Consider the following 18,443-nt stretch of genomic DNA (forward strand, 5'->3'; position numbering starts at 1 on the left):
AGTAAACAATATATATAGAAATCATAGCTATAGAAAGGAGTAATAAGATTGGATAAATTTGAAAATGAAAATAATGTTAACATTAATACTGATGAAAAGATAACATTACCTAATAATCCGACAAAAGAAAAAAATAACTCTAAGATACCTGTAAATACAAAGCTTAATAATATTCAAGCAATTGGGACACCAACAATACCGAGCTCTCCAAAGGATATCCACTTCCTATCCATTATAGGACAAGTGGAAGGACATAATGTTTCTCCCCCCCAAAAGAAAGCTACTAAATATGAACATATAATGCCACAACTTGTAAATGTTCAGCAAAATCCTCAAGTAAAAGGTTTACTTGTGATTTTAAATACAATGGGTGGAGATGTAGAAGCTGGATTAGCTTTAGCTGAAATGATAAATAGTATTGATAAACCAAAGGTATCTTTAGTATTAGGGGGCAGCCATAGTATTGGTGTTCCATTAGCTACATCAAGTGATTATTCTTTTATTGTTCCTACAGCAACAATGACAATTCATCCTGTAAGAATGACAGGATTAGTAATTGGAGTTCCTCAGACTTTCAGATATTTTCAGAAAATGCAAGAAAGGATAATAGATTTTATTCTCAGAACTTCTAAGATTGATAGAGAAAGTTTAATGAATTTTATGTATGATACAGATGAAATTGCAAATGATGTAGGGACTATATTAGTTGGTAAAGAGGCAGTTAAATATGGCTTGATTGATGAGGTTGGAGGTTTAAATAAAGCATTAAATAAATTAAGAGAAATGATTAAAATAAATAATAAAATAGAAAGCGAATAGTATTAGAAAATAAATTGTGTTATAATTACTTCAGAAAAGTGTTAATGTTAGTATCATTAACACTTTATTTTTGTTTAATATATTTATTTAACGATAAGAGTTATATATTACATTATTACTTATTTCTATATTATAAGGGGGTTTTAAAATGGACTTATTTAAGGTAATTATACTTGCAATTTTTCAAGGAATAACTGAATTTCTTCCAATCAGTAGTTCAGGTCATCTAGTGTTGCTTCAAGATTTATTAGGAATTAAAGAAGGCAACCTTTTTATTGCAGTAATGTTACATTTTGGAACTTTAATCTCAATTTTAATAGTTTATTTTAAAGATATAGTCGGTATAATTAATGAATTTTTTATTATGATTATAGAATTTTTAAAGTATAAAAAAATTAATATTGATAATGAATATAAAATGTTATCTATTCTAATTATTATTGGTTCTATCCCTACAGGATTAATGGGAATTTTTTTAGGAGATGTTTTTGAAAGTTTTTATAATTCTACTTTAATTGTTGGATTTGCTCTTATTATTACAGGTCTACTTTTATGGATAGCTGAAAAAAGTAGTTCAGGTATAAAAAATGTTAAAGATATGAATATACTAGATGCTTTATTAATAGGTATATTTCAAGGACTAGCTATAACTCCAGGTATTTCGAGGTCTGGTTCTACTATCGTTGGAGGATTGTTTAGGGGACTAAATAAAAAATTAGCTACTAGATTTTCATTTTTATTAGCTATACCAGCTATTTTAGGTGCGTCTTTAATAGAATTTTATAAGGCAATATCTGTACAGACAAGTGTTGTACTTAGCAACTTATTGGTTCCAGCTATTATAGGAATATTTGTATCAGCTATTACAGGAGTTTTTGCTATTAAGCTTTTAATAAGAGTTCTAGAAAAAGGAAAATTATATTATTTTTCTGTATATGTTTGGATATTAGGAATAATGATAATACTTGTAGAAAACCTCTAAAAGTGTTTTTACTAAAAGGATTTTTATATGTTATATAGAATTACTTTTATGAGGTGATTAGATTGGCAAAATTTAAAAAGAAATCAAAAAGAAAAAGAAAAAAAAATAGAAATAAAGAAATTAATAAAGAAGTTGTAGGGATATCCATAATTTCAGCAGGTATTTTAGCCCTAGTAAGTATGCATAGTCAATCTACTGGTTTTATTGGAATTATAATTAGAAACAAATTTATGGAATTAGCAGGTATTGGAGGATATATTATACCTTATCTAATTCTTTTAACGGGAATACTTGTTATTTTAGATAGATTAGATCTTTATAAAAGCAATAAAGTTGTAAATTTATTTATTATCTTTTCTGGTATTCTAACTATTATGCATATTAGATTATTTCCAGATAATTTAGAAATAAATTTTATTGATAAAGTTAAATTATCTATTGAATATGGTAAAGAGGCCCTTGGTGGCGGATTAATTGGTGCTATCTTTTCCCATGGACTTTTAAGGCTGTTTGGCAAAATAGGTTCATATATAATAGTTTTATCAGCAATATTAATTTCTTTTTTAGTATTTACAGGTATTAGTATAGTGGATATTCTAAAAAATATATCTATGAGACTAGTAGAAATATTAAAAATAGGATTTGAAGCAGTAAAAGAGTTTATTTACATTGATACAGAAAATAATCAAAAAAAGGATAAACCTAAGAAGAAAAAAAGAAAAAATAAAAATCAACTTGAAAATAAGGATGAAACCAATACTGAATTGGATGAAAAGATAAAAATACTTGACTTTACAAAGGATATTAATAAAAATGAAGATACTGATAATAAAGAAAATACAGAAATTAACTTTCAAAAAATAAATAAATCTGATAGTAAAATAAGTAAAGAGTCAAAAAAAGAAGCTTCAATAACAAGTATTCAAATTGTTAATGAAGGAAATATGGAAAATTATGAACTTCCAAATTTAGAGCTTTTAGATAAAACTGAAAAAAAATCTAATAAAAATGAAAAGAAACATATCCTTAATAATGCTAAAAAACTTGAACAAACTTTTAGTAACTTTGGTATTAAAGCAAAAGTAATTCAAATTAGTAAAGGTCCAACTATTACTAGATATGAACTTCAACCAGCTCCTGGTGTTAAAGTTAGTAAAATTGTTAATTTAGCAGATGATATTGCTTTAAGTTTAGCAGCTTCTGATATTAGAATTGAAGCACCTATACCTGGTAAATCTGCTATTGGTATTGAAGTACCAAATAAGGAAAAGTTAACAGTTAGTTTAAGGGAAGTTTTAGAATCAAAAGAGTACATGAATATTGATAGTAAAATCCCTTTTGCACTTGGAAAAGATATTGCTGGACAATCTATGGTAGCAAATATAGAAAAGATGCCTCATCTTTTAATTGCAGGGGCTACAGGTTCAGGAAAGAGTGTATGTATTAATACTTTAATTACTAGTATTCTTTATAAAGCAAGACCTAATGAAGTAAAACTTTTAATGATTGATCCTAAGGTTGTTGAATTAAGTATATATAATGGAATACCTCATCTTTTAATACCTGTTGTTACAGACCCTAGAAAGGCTGCAAGTGCGTTGAATTGGGCTGTACAAGAAATGACTAGAAGATATAAATTGTTTGCAGATAATGGTGTGAGAGATATTTCTAGTTTTAATTCTAATATAGCTAGTAATTCGGATGTAGAAAGACTACCTCAAATTGTATTAATTATAGATGAATTAGCAGACCTTATGATGGTATCGCCAGGGGAAGTAGAAGATAGTATATGTAGATTAGCACAAATGGCAAGAGCAGCAGGAATACATCTTATAATAGCGACACAAAGGCCTTCAGTAGATGTTATTACTGGAACTATTAAAGCGAATATTCCTTCTAGAATATCATTTGCAGTTTCATCTTTAGCTGATTCACGTACTATTCTAGACATGGGTGGTGCTGAGAAATTATTAGGTAAAGGTGATATGCTTTATTATCCAGTAGGTGCATCTAAGCCAAAAAGAATTCAGGGGGCTTTTATAAGTGAGAAAGAAGTAGAAAAGATTGTAAACTTCTTAAAAGCTCAAGGAAATACTAAGTATGAAGAAGAAGTAATTGATAATATTGAAAAAAATGTTAATACAGATAATGAAGATTGTGATGAATTATTATCTAAAGCAATAGAACTTGTAGTAGAAGAGGGGCAAGCATCAATATCTTACCTACAAAGAAAATTAAGAATTGGATATGCTAGAGCAGCGCGTCTTATGGATGAGATGGAAGAAAGAGGTATTGTTGGAGGACATGAGGGAAGTAAGCCAAGAAAAGTTTTAGTTACTAAAGAAGATATAGGCATTTCTTAAATAATATCTACATGCTTTAATATTAAAAATAGGGTGTGATACTAATGAAAAGAGTAATAGAAATTCCAGATATAATAACAAAGAATAATATTGTTTTTATCGATGTAAGAAGTCCTAAAGAATTTGAGGAAGGAACTATTCCAGGGGCAATAAACATACCTATTCTTACTAATGAGGAAAGAGAGCATGTAGGTTATCTTTATAAGCAAGTTGACGTAGAAGTTGCAAAGGAAAAAGGTTTAGAATATGCTTCACAGAAACTTGTAAATATATATAAAAGGATAAAAGACATAAAAAAGAAAAACAGAGAGGTTGCTTTATTTTGTTATAGAGGTGGTATGAGAAGTAATTCTATTGCCTCAATATTAAATTTAATGAATATAGACGTCTATGTAATTAATGGAGGATATAAAAGTTATAGGCAATATGTTCTTCAAGAGCTTAGTAAATATAAAGATAAATTTAAATTTATAGTATTACATGGATATACTGGAGTAGGCAAAACTAAAATAATTAGGAAACTTAAAAATAAAAAAGTTCCAGTATTAGACCTCGAACTATTAGCTAGAAACAGTGGGTCAGTATTTGGCAATCTTTCTTTTGGTAAATCAAACACGCAAAAAAATTTTGATGCTTTATTATTTAAAGAGCTAAAAAAAATTAATAAAAATTATATTTTTATAGAAAGTGAAAGTAGAAGAATAGGGAAAGTAATACTTCCTGATTTAATATATGATAATATGAAAAATGGATACCACATTTTAATAAAAACTAATATGGAAAAAAGAATTAATAATATTTTAGATGAATATGTTACTGTAAGGTTGGAGAACAAAGAAGAGAAGTTAATTAATTGTATAAAAAAATTAAAAAAGAGGATAGGACAACAAAAGACTAATATATTAATAGAAAGAATAAGGGAAAAAAACTATAATTACGTAATAAAAAATTTAATGATAGAATACTATGATCCTTTGTATGATCATTCTTTAGATAAGATACAAAAATATGATAAAATAATTGAGTATGATAGTATAGATAGTTGTGTAGATCAACTTATTGACTTTGCAAATGAATACTGCAAATGAAAGGAGTTTTCGAATGGATAAGAATGTAGCAATAATTTCACTTGGATGCTCTAAAAACCTTGTAGATTCTGAAATAATAATGGGTATTTTAAATAAAAATGGATATACCCTTACTAATGATGCTAGTGAAGCAAATATTATTGTTGTTAATACTTGTGGTTTTATTGATTCAGCTAAAGAAGAATCAATAGATACAATAATTGAAGTAGGTGAATATAAAAAAAATGGTAAGTGTAAATTTTTAATTGTATGTGGCTGTTTAGGCGAAAGATATAAAGATGAGCTTATAAAAGAAATGCCTGAAATTGATGCTGTAATTGGAACAGGGAATATTACTGAGATTATTAAAGTTATTAATGAACTATCAAATCAAAAGAAAATAATCAAAGTTGGACAAACCAATTATTTACCTAATGAAAATGAACCAAGGATTATTTCAACTCAAAAGCCAACAGCCTATGTAAAAATTGCTGAAGGCTGTGATAATTTCTGCACATATTGTATTATTCCTAAGTTAAGAGGGAGATATAGAAGTAGAAAGATAGAATCAATAGAAAAAGAGGTAAAAGAATTGGCTCGACAAGGTATTAAAGAGATTATCTTAATAGCTCAAGATACGACTAGATATGGAATAGATATATACGATGAATACAGACTACCTGAATTACTTGATAGGTTAAATAAAATAGAGGAAATAGAATGGATAAGAGTTTTATATATGTACCCAGATGCTTTTACTGATGAATTAATAGAAAGTATTAGAGAAAATGAAAAAGTAGTAAATTATGTGGATATTCCTATACAACATATTAATAATAATATACTAAAAAGAATGAATAGAAGAGCAACAAAAGAAGATATATTAAAGCTTATTAATAAATTAAGAGATAATATTCCAAATATAATTATAAGGACAACATTAATTGTAGGATTCCCTGGTGAAACAGAAGAAGATTTTAATGAATTATATGATTTTATTAAAGATAAAGAATTTGATAGGCTAGGAGTATTTACTTATTCTAAAGAAGAAGGAACACCAGCTGCAAAATTCAAAGACCAAATAGAAGAAAGTATAAAAAAAGAAAGACAAAATAAAATAATGGAAATACAAAGGAAAATATCATATGAAAAAAATCTACAAAAATTAGACAAACAATATAAAGTACTTTTAGAAGAAAAAATAGAAGATGATAATGTTTATGTTGGTAGAACATATATGGATGTTCCTGAAATTGATGGGGTGGTCTATGTTCATAGTGACAAAGATTTAGAATTAGGTACATTCATAAATGTAAAGATTGTAGATGCATTAGAATATGATTTGATAGGGGAGATTATAGATGAATTTAGCCAATAAGTTAACTTTAGTAAGAATTTTCTTAGTGCCTGTTTTTATGTTTTTTTTACTTGTTAAAATTCCCTATGGAGAGTATATTGCCGCAGGGATTTTTGTATTAGCTGCTTTAACAGATAGTTTAGATGGATATATTGCAAGAAGTAGAAATCAAATAACTAAATTTGGAAAATTTATGGACCCGTTAGCTGATAAGCTTCTTGTTTCAGCTGCTCTTATTTCGTTAATAGAAATGGGCAAAATATCAGCATGGATTGTTGTAATAATAATAGCTAGAGAATTTGCTATTACAGGTCTTAGAGTTTTGGCAGCGTCAGAAGGTATAACAATTGCTGCAAGCTTTTGGGGAAAATTAAAAACTATAACGCAAATAATTGCAATTGTTTCACTTTTAATTAATAATTTCCCATTTAGTCTTATTAATGTACCTTTTGATAAAATAGCTATAACTTTAGCAGTAATATTTACATTAATATCAGGCTTTGATTACTTGTATATTAATAGAAAAGTATTTCATTCAGGGTCAAAATAATTTGAGGTGTTTATATGAAGGCTGAAATAATAACTATTGGAACTGAATTACTTTTGGGAAACATAGTAAATACCAATTCAAGATACCTTGCTGAAAAATTAGCTGAATTAGGAATAGATGTATATTACCATACCACAGTAGGAGATAATGAGGTTAGGATTAAAGAAATTGTTATTAATTCATTAAACAGATCGGATATTTTAATTCTTACTGGTGGTCTAGGACCTACAGGAGACGATATAACTAAAGAAGTAGTAAGTGAGGTTTTTGATGCAAAGTTGACATTAGACGATAAAGTATTAACTAAAATTCAAAATTTTTTTAACCAAAAAGGTAAATCTATGAGTAAAAACAATATTAAACAAGCTTATATACCTGAAAATAGTATAGTATTAGACAATGATGTAGGAACTGCTCCAGGGATATATATAGAAAAAAATGATAAAATTGCGATTCTTTTACCAGGTCCACCAAAAGAGCTTAAAGTAATGTTTCAAAATTATGTAGTACCTTTGTTAAGTAAAAAATCTAGATATATTATAAAATCAAAGGTAATTAAAACTTTTGGCATAGGCGAATCAAAGTTAGAATCCATAATAAGTAATATTATAAATGATAAAAAGAACCCAACAATAGCAACCTATGCAAAAAAAGGACAAGTTGAAATTAGAATAACTGCCAAAGCAGAAAGTGAAAGTAAAACAGATTGTTTGATAGAGAGTGCTGTAAAACAACTAAAACCTTTAATAAAAGATTATGTTTACAGTTATAACAATGAAACTTTGGAAGAAGTAGTATTTAATCTTCTTAAGAGAAATGGCCTTAAAATAGGATTTTGTGAATCTTGCACAGGTGGCTTGATATCAAGTCGTTTTACTAAATTACCTGGAGTATCAGAAGTTTTTGAGCGTGGTATTGTAACTTATAGTAATAAGTCAAAAATTGAAGAAGTAGGAGTTAAGGATACTACCCTTAAAAGATATGGTGCAGTAAGTAGTTATACTGCATTAGAAATGGCGAAAGGATTAATGGATAAAGGAAATATAGATATTGCAGTATCAGTTACAGGAATAGCAGGTCCAACAGGTGATACTAATAAAAAACCAGTAGGATTAGTCTATATTGGTTTTGCTAGTAAAGATTCAGCTTTTACAAAGAAAATAAACTTAACTGGAGATAGAATACAAATACAAAATAAAACTGCTGACATTGTTTTTAGCGAAATAAGGAAATATTTATTAAAATTAAACGACATATGATTGACCTAAAGCTGGAAATATTATATAATAGCATTAGAACATACGTTCGAATCAAATGGAAAGGTGGGTGAATCCAGGAGATCCTGGGAAATTATGATGGAAAAGAAAAAAGCGTTAGAAATGGCTATTAACCAGATTGAAAAACAATTTGGAAAAGGTTCAATAATGAAATTAGGTGAAGATTCTAAGCTTAATGTTGATGCTATATCAACTGGTTCTTTAGAACTAGATATAGCATTAGGAATAGGTGGAGTGCCTAGAGGAAGAATAGTTGAAATATATGGTCCTGAATCTTCAGGTAAAACTACTGTTGCTTTACATGTAATTGCTGAAGCTCAAAAAAATGGTGGTGCAGCAGCTTTTATAGATGCTGAGCATGCATTAGATCCTAGTTATGCAAAAAAACTGGGAGTAGATATTGAGAATCTTATTGTTTCCCAACCTGATACAGGGGAACAAGCATTAGAAATTGCTGAAGCCCTTGTAAGAAGTGGTGCTATAGATGTCATAGTTATAGATTCAGTAGCTGCTTTAGTTCCAAAAGCTGAAATTGAAGGAGAAATGGGAGATAGCCATGTAGGATTACAAGCAAGGCTTATGTCGCAGGCTCTAAGAAAGTTAGCAGGAGCTATTAAAAAGTCAAATACGACTGCAATTTTTATAAATCAGCTTAGAGAAAAGGTTGGAGTAATGTTTGGAAATCCAGAAACTACTCCAGGTGGACGTGCTTTAAAGTTTTATGCTTCAGTTAGACTTGATGTTAGAAGAATAGAAACTCTTAAAAAAGGTGATGATGTAATCGGGAATAGAATAAGAGTAAAAGTTGTTAAGAATAAGGTTGCTCCACCATTTAAAAAGGCTGAATTTGATATAATGTACGGAAAAGGAATTTCAAAAGAAGGTAATGTCCTTGATGTAGGGGTATCTTCAGAAATTATTGGTAAAGCAGGAGCATGGTATAGTTATGGCAATAATAAACTTGGACAGGGTAGGGAAAATGCTAAACAATTCTTAAGAGAAAACCCAGATATTATGCAAGAAATAGAAGTGAAAATTAGGGAAAAGAACGGACTTAAACCTTTAAAAAAGGTTGAAAATAAAAAAGATAATAGTAAAAAAAACAAAAAGAAATAGATAAGACAGAAATAGCCTCCTTTTTAGGAGGCTATAATTTTAGGAGGTCTTTATGAGAATAACAGATATTAAACAACAAAAAAGGAATAATAATTTTTATTCAGTATATATTGATGGTGAATATTCTTTTTCAGTAGAAAAAATTGATATTATAAATTATAATCTTCATGTAGGAAAAGTATTAGATGTTGAAAAATATCATGAAATTATACATAATGTGTGCTTTAAAAAGTGCTTAAATAAAGCTTATAGACTCCTAACTTATAAAGCTAGGACTAAAGATCAAATGTTTAAAAAACTTAGCAAAGCAGGATATGATGACCATGTTATTAAAAAAGTAATTAATAAGCTAGAAGACTTGGGCTATATAGATGATAAAGAGTTTGTCAAGTCTTATATTGATAGTCGTTTAAACAATAAACCTATGGGAAAAATTAGAATAAAATATGAGTTATTGTCTAAAGGCATAAAAGAAGAGACTATTGATTCTATATTAAATAGTCATAATTTGTCAGAGTATGAAAATGCAATTAAACTGATTAAAAAAAAGATAAAAGGTAACTATGATATAATGGAGAAAAAAGATGAGTTAAAGATTAAACGCTTTCTACAAAGAAGGGGCTTTAATTATGAAGTAATAAATAAAGCTGTAAAAAGGGTTAAAGATGAAGAGAGGTGCAAAAATTAATGAAATTATTGTTCTTTACAGATACTCACATAAGGGGGACCACTCCAAGGAATAGAAAAGATAATTTAATAGAAACACTAGAAACAAAGTTTAAAGAAATTTTGTATATCTCTAAAGAACATGATGTTGATTTTATTTTACATGGTGGAGATTTATTTGATAGACCAGATATATCTCCTTCTATAGTGAGGAAGTTTGCTCTTATTTTAAATTCTTTTCATATACCCATATATGCTATAGCTGGTAACCATGACATATATGGCCATAACATTGATACACTTCATCGAACCATGTTAGGATTATTTGATGCTATCGGTATAATAAAACTCATTAAACAAGATGAGGTTGTTTTTCTTAGCAGGGACAATATTAAAGTTCAATTAACTGGTCAATCTTACAAATATAATATTGATAGTAAAACTAATAAGAACTCCTACATTATAAATAAGAAAGATGACGATGTAGATTATGCTATTCACATAGTACATGGTATGCTATTAGATAAACCATTTATAGAAGGAATACCATATACTTTAATTGATGATATATTAGATACTAAAGCAGATATAACACTTTCAGGACATTACCACTCTGGTTTTGGAGTAAAGGAAATTGAAGGAAAATATTTTATAAATCCGGGAAGTGTTATTAGAATTACTAATAGTCTAAGAGAAATTGATAGAACACCTAAAGTTGTATTAATAAAACTAGATAAAGATATTAATATAGATTTAATACCACTAAAAACGGCTAAGCCTGGAAAGGAAATTCTTGATAGAAGTCATATAGAGATGGCAATGCTTAAGAATGAAAGAATAGTGGAATTTAAACAATCTATCGATTCTTCAGCAGACTTTGAAAAACTTGACATTGACCATATTGTTAATAGTTTAGCTCAGACTGAGGGAGTTTCTGACTCTGTTAAGAAAGAGGCTTTAATGAGAATAGGAAATGCACAAATGTATTATGAGGAGGATGAGGATGAGTAATGATATATATTAAAAAAGTAATATTAGAAAATTTTCAATCTCATAAATATACTGAGTTAGAGTTTAATAATAAATTAAATGTTATTGTTGGCCCTTCAGACCAAGGAAAATCAGCAATAATTAGAGGAATAAAATGGGTACTATATAATGAACCTACAGGTACCTTTTTTATTAGAAAGGGTACAAAAGAATGTAGTGTAACTTTAGTATTTAATGATGGAACTACAGTAAAAAGATTGAGAAGCTCTAGTAAGAACTTATATATATATATTGATTCTAATGGTAAAGAATTTGTATACGAGGGGTTTGGTACAAAGGTTCCAATAGATATTATTAAAAAACTTAATATTAAAAAAGTTTATTTAGATGGGAAAAATACAAACTCAATAAATATCGGAGAACAGCTAGAAGGCCCTTTTCTCCTATCCGAAAAGGCATCAACTAGGGCTAATGCTATAGGTAGATTAGTAGGAGTGCACATAGTAGATAGAGCAGTTACGGATACTCTTAAAGATATTAGAAATTTAAATATAAGCAGAAAAAATATTGAACGTAATTTAGAAGAACTAGATAACCAACTGAAGAATTATGCATATCTAGATAGGTTGAAATTAACAATAAATAAATTAGAAAAGGCAAATGAAAAAATAAAAATTAATCAAGAAAAGATAATTAAATTAAATAAGATTAAAAATAAATATATGGCCATAAAGACTGAAAAAAAGGATATTAATAAAATAATCTTACATTTAAAAGACTTAGAATCTATAAACAAATATGTTGTGCAATTGGACACAAAAATCAGACATTACAGAAATTTATCAAATAAAAATATACAATATAATACTGTCTCTAATAATATAAAAACAAATTTAGATATTTTAACTAGTATGAAATTATTAGATTCAGCTATTGGTAATTTTAATATATTAAATAATAAGATTGAAAAACTGAAAAGCTTAAGAATGTTATTTGATAAATATAATAATGTGAATAAGATTAGGACTTATTTAAAAGATTACTTAAAACAAATGGAGAGTTTACAATTGGTTGAGCAAATCAATACTAAATTAATAGATAAATATAATAATCTAACTGTACTATTAAAAAACAAGCAGAAGTTAGAGGATATTAACAAAAGATTAGCAATAGGTGAAAAATATTTAGATGCTTTTAACCAGATAGGCAAAGTTAAAGTTTATATAGAGAAAACTGAAAATAAAGTAAAAATTTTAAATAAACTTATCGAGGTAAAGTCAAATTATAAATCAATTAATAATGAATTTAAAAAGGTTAAACAATATGTTAGGAGACAAAATCAGACTTTAAAAAAATTATTGGAAGAATATAGTAACTTATTAAAAGAGATAGAAATTTGTCCTGTTTGTCTAAATAAGATTGATTTAGAAGATATAGAAAAAATTATTAATAATTACAAGTAGGAGGTATAAATATGAAAGATTATGAAAAACAACTAAATACTTTAAAGGAAGATTTAGAAAAAGCCAAATCTTTAAAATATAAAGCAGAAGCAAGATTAGAAGAATTAAATAAGCAAGAACAAGATATAATTAACGAATTAAAAGAGTTAGGAGTCAAACCTGATGATCTAGAAAAGGAAATAAAAAAATTAGAAGAAGAAATAGAAGAGTTGTTCAAAAAAGCAAATGAAATGCTTCCAAAGGATATATTAGAAAAGAATTGAGGTGGATAATATGGACCATATCATTGAAAAGAACGGAGAACTTGAAAAAGTTATATCTGACCTTAAAGATTTTTATTCAACAGAAAATGGGAAAAGGCAAAGAATTAAGGAAGAAATAACAAAAAATAAAAATGAATTGGGTAAGATAAAAGAAGAGCTGGATTTATTAGAAAAAGTAAATGTTTTATTGCAAAAAACATCAGAATATGCTAGAGAACAAGCAAAAAAACAAATTGAAAGCTTGGTGACTAATTGTCTACAATATGTACTTGATACAAACGTAGAATTTAAAATAGAAATTGAAGAACTTTATGGAAAACCTAATGCTGAATTTTATGTCATATCAAAATATGAAAATCAAGAAGTTAAAACAAAGCCTCATCAGTCTAGGGGTGGTGGAATAGTAGATATAATATCTTTAGCTTTAAGAATTGCATTTCTTCAAATTCATAAACCACTTATCCAAGGGCCAATAATATTAGATGAACCTGCAAAACATGTTAGTGAGGAATATATATTCAATGTTGCTGAGTTTTTAAAACAGGTTTCTGAAATGTTTAATAGACAAATTATAATGGTAACCCATAACACACATTTAGCTTCAGTAGCAACAAACTCTTATAGAGTAGAGTTAAAGGGACTTACAAGTAAAGTTGAAAAGTTGTCTACATAGACCATTACTTGACATATAGAATAAAAAGTAATAAAATAAATACGTAAATATTTGTTAATATTTTGTAGGAAAGTAGCATAAATATAGATATTTAAGTTGAACTTTGTTTAACTTAAAATCAAAGCCGAGACTACCGAGAATACTCGGTTTATATTTTTACCTATTTTAGTATAAATTTAAGTTCGACTTGAAGGAAAATGCTACTACACTAACGGAACTTGAAAATTAAATAGTAGAGGAGGTGCTTTATTATTCTAGAAATAGTAATACTAGAAATAGCAGGAGCTATAATTGGAATTTTTATTGGATATTTTATAAGAAAATTTATAGCTGAAGCAAAAATCAAAACAGCTGAGGAAGAAGCAAAGAGAATAATAGATGAAGCAATTAAAAAAGGGGAAACAAGCAAAAAAGAATTGCTTTTAGAAGCAAAAGAAGAAGTTCATAGAATGAGAAATGAAGTTGAAAGAGAAAATAGAGAAAGAAGAAATGAACTTCAAAAACTTGAAAGAAGACTTGTTAACAAAGAAGAAATGGTTGATAGAAAGAGTGAAATTTTAGAAAGAAAAGAAGAGACTTTAAACAAAAGATCAAAGGAACTAGAAAAGAAAGAAGAGGAAATTGAACAATTATATAATAAACAGGTAGAGGAACTTGAAAGACTATCAGGTCTTACAAGGGATGAAGCTAGAGAATTACTTTTAAATGATATTAAAAAGGAAGTAAGCCATGAAGCAGCTATAATGATTAAAGAAATTGAAAGTAAAGCAAAAGATGAAGCTAATAAAAAGGCTAGAGAAATAATATCGTATGCAATTCAGAAATGTGCTGCTGATCATGTGGCTGAAACTACAGTTTCTGTAGTTAACCTGCCAAATGATGAAATGAAAGGGAGAATAATTGGTAGGGAAGGTAGAAATATAAGAACATTAGAAACTCTTACAGGTATAGACCTTATAATTGATGATACACCTGAAGCTGTTATTCTTTCAGGTTTTGATCCAATAAGAAGGGAAATTGCAAGGATTGCTTTAGAAAAACTTATTATGGATGGTAGAATACATCCAGCAAGAATTGAAGAGATGGTTGAAAAAGCTAAAAGAGAAGTTGAAAATAGTATAAGAGAAGAAGGAGAACAAGCTGCATTTGATGTAGGTGTTCATGGACTGCATTCTGAGTTAATAAAATTATTAGGAAGGCTAAAATTCAGAACAAGTTATGGACAAAATGTTCTTAAACACTCAATCGAAGTAGCACATTTAGCAGGTTTAATGGCAGCAGAGTTAGGAGCAGATGTTAGAATAGCTAAAAGAGCAGGTCTTCTTCATGATATAGGAAAAGCAGTAGACCATGAAATGGAAGGCCCACATGTAACAATAGGGGCTGACTTAGCGAAAAAGTATAGAGAATCTAAAGATATAGTACATGCAATTGCAGCACATCATAATGATATTGAACCACAGACAATAGAGGCTATTTTAGTTCAAGCTGCCGATGCTATTTCTGCAGCTAGACCTGGAGCTAGGAGAGAAACATTGGAAGCTTACATTAAACGTTTAGAAAAGCTAGAAGAAATTGCAAACTCCTTCGAAGGAGTAGAAAAATCATATGCTATTCAGGCTGGTAGAGAGATAAGAATAATGGTTAAACCAGATGAAGTTGATGACTTAGAAATAGTCAATGTAGCAAGAGATATAGTTAAGAAAATAGAAAATGAAATTGAGTATCCAGGTCAAATAAAGATAAATGTAATAAGAGAAACAAGAGCAATTGAATATGCTAAATAAAAATAAAGAGAAGAATATTCTTCTCTTTATTTTTACATAATAATTTTTAAGAAATTATATTAAATAAAAAATTTTTAGATTTTTTTAATTAAAAAAAAGGATTTTTTTTGTATTTGTAGAATAAAGTTATATAAATATAAAAAACATAATAAAAAAATACTATAATATAAGGGGGCTTTTTCAATGGATGTATTAAAAGTATCAGCAAAATCAAATCCAAATTCTGTTGCAGGTGCATTAGCAGGTGTATTAAGAGAAAAAGGATCAGCAGAAATTCAAGCAATAGGTGCTGGAGCTATAAACCAAGCAGTAAAAGCAGTAGCTATTGCTAGAGGATTTGTTGCTCCTAGTGGAGTTGACCTAATTTGTATACCAGCCTTCACAGATATTGAGATTGACGGAGAAGAAAGGACAGCTATTAAGTTAATTGTAGAGCCTAGATAAAGTTTTATAAATTTTTGTATCTCTAATAAAAACCTGCCATTTTTATGAGCAGGTTTTTATTAATTTTATATATTTTTATGTTTTCTTTTTTTTGAATAAAAAATTATATGTGTTGAATAATTATATTAAATATAAAACATTTATAAATGAGGGAATTTTATGGATAAAATAGATTTACATGTGCACACTTCTGCTTCCGATAGTCTTTTAACCCCAGAAGAGGTTATTGAATGGGCAGTAAAAAAAGGAATCAAAGGAATTGCAATAACAGATCATGATACTGTTGAAGGAATAGATAGGGCTATTAATAAGGCTAAAGAATATTCACAAATTATGGTTATTCCAGGTATTGAATTTAGTTGTGATTATAAAGACGAAGAAATACACATATTAGGCTATTTTATTGATTACAAATCTACACAAATTAAGGAGGTAACTAAAAGATTAAAGGATTCAAGATTAAAAAGAGGCAGAAAAATGATAGAAAAACTTTCAAGTATGGGGTTTGATATTTCAATTAAAGATATTGAAGATGGAATTAGTTCTGATTTTATAGGCAGACCTCATATTGCTAGAGTTTTAGTTGAAAAAGGTTATGCAGACTCTGTTGAAGAAGCATTTGAAAAATACATAAACAAAGGAAGACCTGGATATGTAAAACGTAAAAAATTAAGCATAGATGAATCTATTAACTTGATTCATAAAACAGGAGGAGTAGCAGTAATAGCCCATCCTGGTTTAATAAAAAATAAAGATGCTATTAATCTAGTATTACAAAAGGGTATAGATGGAATAGAGGCGATACATTCTAAACATACAGATGAGGATATAAAATATTATAAACATATTGCTGAGGAATTTAAACTTTTTATAACCGGTGGTTCAGATTGTCATGGGAAACTAGTAGATGGAGAACCGATTCTAGGAGATTTTTTTACAAATTTAGTACAAGTAAAAAAAATGAAAGAAAAATCTAAGTTATATAAATCAAAGGAGGAGGTTAATGTTAAAAAATAGAAGAAACAGACAATTTCCCTCTAAAATTAGTACAACAGCTTTTGTAAAACTGTATATATTACATTTGTTAAGGGAAAAGAGTTATTATGGTAACGAAATAATTGAAGAAATAAAATATAGATTGGATGAAAAATGGGAACCAAGCCCTGGTATGATTTATCCACTTCTTAGAGAATTAGAAGAAAATGAATATATCAAAGGTTGGTGGCAAGAACCCGATAAAAGATCAATAAGACGATATAGATTAACAGACAAAGGTTTTGAACATTATAAAAGGATTAAATTACTTTATAAACAAGTTTTTGAAGATTCATTGACAATTATAAACAATACATTGTTAGATATATATGGTTCTGACAAAAACATTTAAGTGAGGGGATAAATTATATGAAATTACAACTTTCGAAAAAAGCAGAAAGTATAACACCATCTGCTACTTTAAAAATATCTGCTAAAGCTAAGGAAATGAAGTCTAGAGGAATTAATGTAATAAGTTTTGGTGCTGGTGAACCAGATTTTAATACTCCTGATAATATCCAAGATGCGGCTGTAAAAGCAATGAAAGAAGGAAAAACTGGGTATACTGCAGCATCAGGAATACAAGAACTAAAAAAAGCTATTTGTGAAAAATTAAAAAAAGATAATAATCTTGATTATAAAACAGAAAATATTATTGTCTCAAATGGAGCAAAACACTCTATATATAATGCCTTATGCGCTATATTAAATCCTGGGGACGAAGTTATAATACCTGTCCCATATTGGGTAAGCTATCCTGAGTTAATAAAGTTAGCAGATGGTATACCTGTAAAAGTGGAAACTAAAGAAGAGAATAGTTTTAAATATTCTATAAATGATTTAAACAGAGCATTGACGAGTAAAACTAAGGCTATAATATTAAATAGTCCTAGCAATCCTACAGGGACTGTCTATAATAAAAAAGAGCTAGAAGAGATTGCAGAATGGGCTATTAAAAAAGATATACTTGTTATTTCAGATGAAATATATGAAAAGTTAACTTATGATAATGTTAAACATATAAGTATAGCTTCACTTAATAACATGATTAAGGAAAGAACTATTGTAATAAATGGGATGTCTAAGGCTTATGCAATGACTGGGTGGAGAATAGGTTATACTGCAGCAAATAAAGAAATAATAAACCTTATGTCAAATATTCAATCACACACTACTTCTAATCCGGCATCAATATCTCAATATGCCAGCTTAGAAGGTTTGATAGGCGATCAAGAAGTAGTTAATAAAATGAAATTACAATTTGAAAAGAGAAGAAATTATATGGTAGATAAAATTAATTCAATTAATAGACTTTATTGCAAAAAACCTAAGGGTGCATTCTATATTATGGCTAATTTCTCCAAAATAAAAGGGAAAACTATAAAAGGAACTAAAATAAATACGTCATTAGATTTTGTCAATAGCCTTTTAGATAAGGCTCAAGTAGCTGTAATACCAGGAATTGCTTTTGGGGCAGATGATTATATTAGATTATCTTATGCTACTTCATTAGAAAACATAAAAGAAGGATTAAATAGAATTGAAGAGCTTTTAAATCAGATTAAATAAAGGTATAAAGTAAAAAACGAAA

At 28.2% G+C, this 18,443-nt stretch carries 18 protein-coding genes; all 18 read left to right on the forward strand.

What is annotated here, in order from left to right; genetic code table 11:
* Positions 1-48 precede the first annotated feature (48 nt).
* The 18 genes from BET03_RS01270 to BET03_RS01355 all read left to right on the forward strand — a co-directional run bounded on the left by BET03_RS01270 (position 49) and on the right by BET03_RS01355 (position 18,421).
* Entirely contained in the window at positions 49-819 is a 771-nt protein-coding gene (locus BET03_RS01270; RefSeq protein ID WP_341466494.1) for a ClpP family protease, read from the forward strand.
* Between the two features lie 148 nt (positions 820-967).
* Complete coding sequence (locus BET03_RS01275; RefSeq protein WP_120166441.1) at positions 968-1,801, forward strand: undecaprenyl-diphosphate phosphatase; 834 nt, start codon at positions 968-970, stop codon at positions 1,799-1,801.
* Between the two features lie 179 nt (positions 1,802-1,980).
* On the forward strand, positions 1,981-4,164 hold the full coding sequence (locus tag BET03_RS01280) for an FtsK/SpoIIIE family DNA translocase (RefSeq protein WP_183108692.1): 2,184 nt from the start codon (positions 1,981-1,983) through the stop codon (positions 4,162-4,164).
* 44 nt (positions 4,165-4,208) lie between these two features.
* The gene (gene mnmH / locus BET03_RS01285) at positions 4,209-5,252 is read left to right on the forward strand and encodes a tRNA 2-selenouridine(34) synthase MnmH (RefSeq protein WP_120166445.1); all 1,044 of its coding nucleotides are present in this window, start codon (positions 4,209-4,211) and stop codon (positions 5,250-5,252) included.
* Positions 5,253-5,265: 13 nt separating this feature from the next.
* On the forward strand, positions 5,266-6,609 hold the full coding sequence (gene rimO, locus BET03_RS01290) for a 30S ribosomal protein S12 methylthiotransferase RimO (RefSeq protein ID WP_120166447.1): 1,344 nt from the start codon (positions 5,266-5,268) through the stop codon (positions 6,607-6,609).
* Entirely contained in the window at positions 6,593-7,138 is a 546-nt protein-coding gene (gene pgsA, locus BET03_RS01295; protein ID WP_120166449.1) for a CDP-diacylglycerol--glycerol-3-phosphate 3-phosphatidyltransferase, read from the forward strand. The genes rimO and pgsA overlap by 17 nt, the downstream gene beginning before the upstream one ends.
* A gap of 14 nt (positions 7,139-7,152) precedes the next feature.
* Positions 7,153-8,397 (forward strand): competence/damage-inducible protein A, encoded by a 1,245-nt coding sequence (locus BET03_RS01300; RefSeq protein ID WP_120166451.1) that lies wholly within the window; start codon positions 7,153-7,155, stop codon positions 8,395-8,397.
* A gap of 96 nt (positions 8,398-8,493) precedes the next feature.
* Positions 8,494-9,531 (forward strand): recombinase RecA, encoded by a 1,038-nt coding sequence (gene recA, locus BET03_RS01305; protein WP_183108663.1) that lies wholly within the window; start codon positions 8,494-8,496, stop codon positions 9,529-9,531.
* A gap of 52 nt (positions 9,532-9,583) precedes the next feature.
* Complete coding sequence (locus BET03_RS01310) at positions 9,584-10,219, forward strand: regulatory protein RecX (protein ID WP_120166453.1); 636 nt, start codon at positions 9,584-9,586, stop codon at positions 10,217-10,219.
* Positions 10,219-11,208, forward strand: coding sequence for a metallophosphoesterase family protein (locus tag BET03_RS01315; protein ID WP_120166455.1), 990 nt, complete (start codon positions 10,219-10,221; stop codon positions 11,206-11,208). Before BET03_RS01310 ends, BET03_RS01315 begins: the two co-directional genes overlap by 1 nt.
* The gene (locus BET03_RS01320; RefSeq protein WP_120166457.1) at positions 11,208-12,650 is read left to right on the forward strand and encodes an AAA family ATPase; all 1,443 of its coding nucleotides are present in this window, start codon (positions 11,208-11,210) and stop codon (positions 12,648-12,650) included. The genes BET03_RS01315 and BET03_RS01320 overlap by 1 nt, the downstream gene beginning before the upstream one ends.
* Before the next feature lie 11 nt (positions 12,651-12,661).
* A complete protein-coding gene (locus BET03_RS01325) occupies positions 12,662-12,913 on the forward strand; it encodes a hypothetical protein (protein WP_120166459.1) in 252 nt (83 codons plus the stop codon).
* Between the two features lie 10 nt (positions 12,914-12,923).
* The gene (locus tag BET03_RS01330; RefSeq protein ID WP_120166461.1) at positions 12,924-13,586 is read left to right on the forward strand and encodes an AAA family ATPase; all 663 of its coding nucleotides are present in this window, start codon (positions 12,924-12,926) and stop codon (positions 13,584-13,586) included.
* Between the two features lie 248 nt (positions 13,587-13,834).
* Entirely contained in the window at positions 13,835-15,373 is a 1,539-nt protein-coding gene (gene rny, locus BET03_RS01335) for a ribonuclease Y (protein ID WP_120166463.1), read from the forward strand.
* Positions 15,374-15,556: 183 nt separating this feature from the next.
* Positions 15,557-15,817 carry a stage V sporulation protein S gene (locus BET03_RS01340; protein ID WP_120166465.1) on the forward strand — a complete coding sequence of 87 codons (261 nt, stop codon included), beginning with the start codon at positions 15,557-15,559 and terminating at the stop codon, positions 15,815-15,817.
* Between the two features lie 159 nt (positions 15,818-15,976).
* A complete protein-coding gene (locus BET03_RS01345; RefSeq protein WP_120166466.1) occupies positions 15,977-16,834 on the forward strand; it encodes a PHP domain-containing protein in 858 nt (285 codons plus the stop codon).
* The gene (locus tag BET03_RS01350) at positions 16,821-17,204 is read left to right on the forward strand and encodes a PadR family transcriptional regulator (RefSeq protein WP_120166468.1); all 384 of its coding nucleotides are present in this window, start codon (positions 16,821-16,823) and stop codon (positions 17,202-17,204) included. Before BET03_RS01345 ends, BET03_RS01350 begins: the two co-directional genes overlap by 14 nt.
* 17 nt (positions 17,205-17,221) lie before the next feature.
* Positions 17,222-18,421 carry a pyridoxal phosphate-dependent aminotransferase gene (locus BET03_RS01355; protein ID WP_120166470.1) on the forward strand — a complete coding sequence of 400 codons (1,200 nt, stop codon included), beginning with the start codon at positions 17,222-17,224 and terminating at the stop codon, positions 18,419-18,421.
* Positions 18,422-18,443 lie beyond the last annotated feature (22 nt).

The organism is Thermohalobacter berrensis (assembly GCF_003609645.1).
GTDB classification, from domain to species: Bacteria; Bacillota; Clostridia; order Tissierellales; family Thermohalobacteraceae; genus Thermohalobacter; species Thermohalobacter berrensis.